3 protein-coding genes are annotated in these 3,831 nt (G+C 67.9%); all 3 read right to left on the bottom strand.

The genetic code is table 11. From position 1 onward, the window contains the following. Positions 1-473, bottom strand: a 473-nt coding sequence (locus tag ACNPM4_RS01070) for a YveK family protein (RefSeq protein ID WP_448984406.1), incomplete at its 3' end; no start/stop codon positions are given. Between the two features lie 55 nt (positions 474-528). Next, positions 529-1,839, bottom strand: a complete 1,311-nt coding sequence (locus tag ACNPM4_RS01065) for a hypothetical protein (protein WP_448984405.1) — start codon at positions 1,837-1,839, stop codon at positions 529-531. A 207-nt stretch (positions 1,840-2,046) separates the two neighbouring features. Beyond that, the coding region (locus ACNPM4_RS01060) for a PKD domain-containing protein (RefSeq protein WP_448984404.1) at positions 2,047-3,831 on the bottom strand (1,785 nt) is incomplete at its 5' end.

Raw genomic sequence — 3,831 nt, 5'->3', positions numbered from 1 at the left:
GTGGACTCCCCCTGCGGATCCTTGGGAGCCACGTCCTTGACGGCCACGATGAGCTGGTCGGCGACGGCGTTCGCCAGGTCGGCCGATGCTTCTGCGTCGTCCGCGATTCCGGTGACCCGGAGCGTGACAGTGCTCTGCGGGATCGACACCTCGATGTCCCGGGCCAGAGCACGCGCAGTGGTGTCGAGGTCGAGCTCTTCGATGACGGGATCGAGCACGCGCGAGCTGGTGGCGAGCTGAGCGAACGACAGCATCTGGCTCTGCGTATACACCGATCCCTGGTTGAGGTCGGAGGCGCTGGTTCCCTGGTTGAGAGCGAAATACAGGGAGGTCGTCGCCTGGAAGAGCGGCGTCTGCAGCGACGCGTATCCGTAGGACCCCGCTGCGCCGAGAACGGCGGACAGCACGATCAGCCACCAGAACTTGCGCAACGAACTCGCGATGACACGCAGACTGACCCGGCTCTCGCCCATGGTTCCCCATTCCCCCTGAGATTTCGATTCTAGATGAGTCAACGTTTCCGCACCCTCACGCTCGTGGGTACGACGGCGGGGCGCTGCTCGGCAGCCGCAGCCCCTCCGGTGCGCCGATATCGACGCGCGTGGCCGGTTCGTCGGGCCCTCGGAGCACGGCAGAGTCTCTGGCCCAGGTGATGGCCAGGCCGACGCAGAACCAGAGGAACATGCTGTATTGCGTGATGAGGGCGACCACCACGAGGCTCGGAAGTTGTCCGACGACCGCGAGCGCTGCGGGGCTTCGCGTCGAACGCCTCAGCGCCATCCACGCAGCACAGACCACGGCAGCCATGATGAGGAAGGTCGGCACATATCCGTACCTCAGCAGGGTGAGGACCAGCGCATTGTCGACGGATCGGGCGAAGTAGCCGAGGTAGTAGTCTCCCGAGACCAGGGAGTGCCAGTCGCCCGGGTTGCCGAAGACCTGCACCTGTTCGAGGAGCACGAGCAGGTCCGTTCGATAGTCCGCACTGCCGCCCGCCTCCTCCCCCGCTGCCCCGAAAACCGTATCGATGATGGGGATGACGATGGCCGTTCCGATCACACCGGCCACGGCGACGGTCGCCCGGAAACGGGTGGAGACGCCGACGATCAGGAACGTGGACAGGATGAGCGTGAGGACGAGTGTCAGGAGACCCACACGGCTGAAGGTGAGGACCGTGGCCACCGCGATGATCACCACCCCGCTGATCTTCGGAACGAGCCGCCACCTGGTCGCGACGACGAACGCCGAAGACATGGCCAGGGCCGCACCGAGCGCGATCGAATGCCCGAAAGCACCCTCCGCCCTCAGGACCCCTCCGCGCTCCTGCAGCGGGCTCCAGGTGTCGTAGATGACCCCCGACCCCGGTATGAGCACGAACGGGTTGAACGACGTGAAGAACTCGACGACGGCGAGTGCCGCGGCGACCACGGCAACGATCGCGATGGTCGAGGTCACCCACGCGACGCCGACCCGGGCGAGCACCACGCGGCCCCAGATGTAGGGGATCACCCATTCGAGCAGCGCAGCGACGAGAGACGCGAGGTCCACGGAGCCGAAGGCGTACAGGCCGACGATGACGATGATGAACACCGCCACCCACGCATCGGCCGCCCGCAGCGGGACGATCGACCAGTTGACGAGGATCAGCAGTGCCGTGAGAAGCGTGATCGCGGCCCAGTAGAAGCCGATGTTCACCCCCACCCAGAGGGGGACGAAGAAGAGCACGCACGCCCAGACGACGAACGCCGCGCGGGGCATCATCCGGAGCACGAGGACGACGAGGGCCAGTGCGGCGAGACCTCCGACTGCGAGGAGCACGATCGGAACAGCAGTGGCCATGCGTCAGGATCCTACTCGGAGGTGGTGGCGCGGAACGAATCTCATGGGACCGCCCTCCCCGCCGGTGTCACCGTGCGCTGTGCGCTCGGGGCGCTGTCAATGTGTAACACGTCAGCAGCCTCGAACAAGTGAGGCGCGCCCTCATCCGCCGGCGCGTGAGCACCGACGGACGGGAGCGCACCTCACGTGCGGCGCGTCACTCCGCCGCTACGGGGCGGTCACCCGGAACGAGTCGAAGGAGACACCGAGTGCCGCGGTCGCGTTCCCCGAGCGGTTGCCGCTCAGCCCGACCGATCCCGCCCCCTGCAACGGCGTCGCATCCGTCGTGTTGAGCTGCCAGTTCGCCGGCTCTGTGCCGCCCGTCGCCCAGATCTTCGCCGAGATCGCGGTCGGCGACCCACCGGTGACAGAGACCTTCAGCGTGTAGGAGGTGTCCGCCGTGAAGGCGAGCCCCGCTACGGGCTGCGCGAGCAGCACGGTGCCATCGCGGTGAGCCACGAGCCAGATGGTTCCGTCAGGACGCAGCCACGCACGGACCAGGTACTTACCTGCGGCCGACTGACGCGCGATGACTCCGATGTAGGCGCCGCCCGCTGCCGGGGCCTGATCGACGCGGAACTGCGTCTGCAGGACGGCGTCGGTGATCGAGGTCGTGTTGAGCGTCGCGTGGCGGGTATCCCCGGCGATCAGGGCCATCTTGCCCTGGCCGTCCGCCACGGTAGCCGCTGCCTGCGAGCCGCCGGCGATCGTCCAGGCGCCGCCCACGACCGCGCTGCCCCAGCCGGGACCGGAGGTCCGGTCGAACTCGTCGCCGGCCAGCGGGGCGGGCTCGGGCTCGGGCTCCGGATCCGGATCGACAGGAGCCGCAGCCACCGTGACCTGCTTGGTCGCGGTGTGTGTCGCCCCCTTGTCGTCGGTCACGGTGAGCGTCACGGTGTAGGTTCCGGCCGCGGCGTAGGTTCGGGAGCTGGTCGCACCCGTGCCCGTGGAGCCGTCGCCGAAGTTCCAGGCGTAGGAGGCGATGGTGCCATCCGAATCCGTCGACGCGGTGCCGTCTACGCTGGCCGTCAACGCCGTCGCGGTCGCCGAGAAAGCGGCCACCGGTGCGACGTTGGTGGGCTCGGGCTCGGGCTCCGGCTCCGGATCCGGCGCCACGGCGCCGAGGTTCTTCAGCGTGAAGTCGTCGAAGCTGGCGAGGTTGCTCCCGGTTCCCGTACCGGAACGGTACGAGTACACGGTGGGTGCTCCCGCGACCTGGAGGGCCGCCGTCGCGTCCGTCGTCGACAGCTGCCAGCTGGCGGGTTCTGCGGCTCCGCCTGCCCACAGCTTGGCGCGGATGGTGGTAGTCGTGGAACCGGTCGTCTCCATCGCCAGGTTGAACGTGCTGCCCGCTGTCCAGGTGAGACCCGCGACAGCGGTGCTGGCGATCGCCGTGCCGTTGCGCTGGATCACGATCCACGTGCTGCCATCGGCGCGGTGCCATGCAAGTGCACGATAGCCGTTGGAACCGGACCGACGCGCACCGAGCCCTTCATAGGCGATGCCCGTCGACGGCCCCGAGGACAGCGTGTAGTTGATCCGTGCCGAGGTGTCGAGCAGAGACGTGCCCTGCAGAAGCATCTCGCGGGTATCCCCGGGTGCGAGATTGAGCTTGCCCACCCCGTCTGCGACGGAGGCGATGGCGGCAGAACCGCTCATGGGTGCCCACGTGCCACCGACGTCAGCTGCACCCCAACCGCTCGAGACCACGCGACCGAACGAATCGGATGCCGCGAAGACCTGAGACTGCACCGTCACGGAATTCGTGACGCTCGCCGACCCGCCGAGGCTGTCGGTCACCGTCAGGGTGATGTCGTGTGCACCCGCCTGGCCGTAGGTGTGACCGGCGGTGGCTCCCGAACCGGCGGGAGTACCGTCGCCCCAGTTCCAGGAGTAGGACAGCGTCGCCCCGTCGGAGGCACTCGACCCGGCCGCCGAGACGTTCACGGTCAT

The sequence above is a fragment of the Microbacterium umsixpiens genome (assembly GCF_053543675.1).
The sequence above is the reverse complement of the archived record's forward strand: the minus strand, read 5'-3'. Positions and strand labels throughout refer to the sequence as shown.

Coding starts and splice junctions, on each gene's coding strand:
- ACNPM4_RS01065 (WP_448984405.1), bottom strand. CDS start 1,839: ATGGCCACTGCTGTTCCGATCGTGCTCCTCGCAGTCGGAGGTCTCGCC.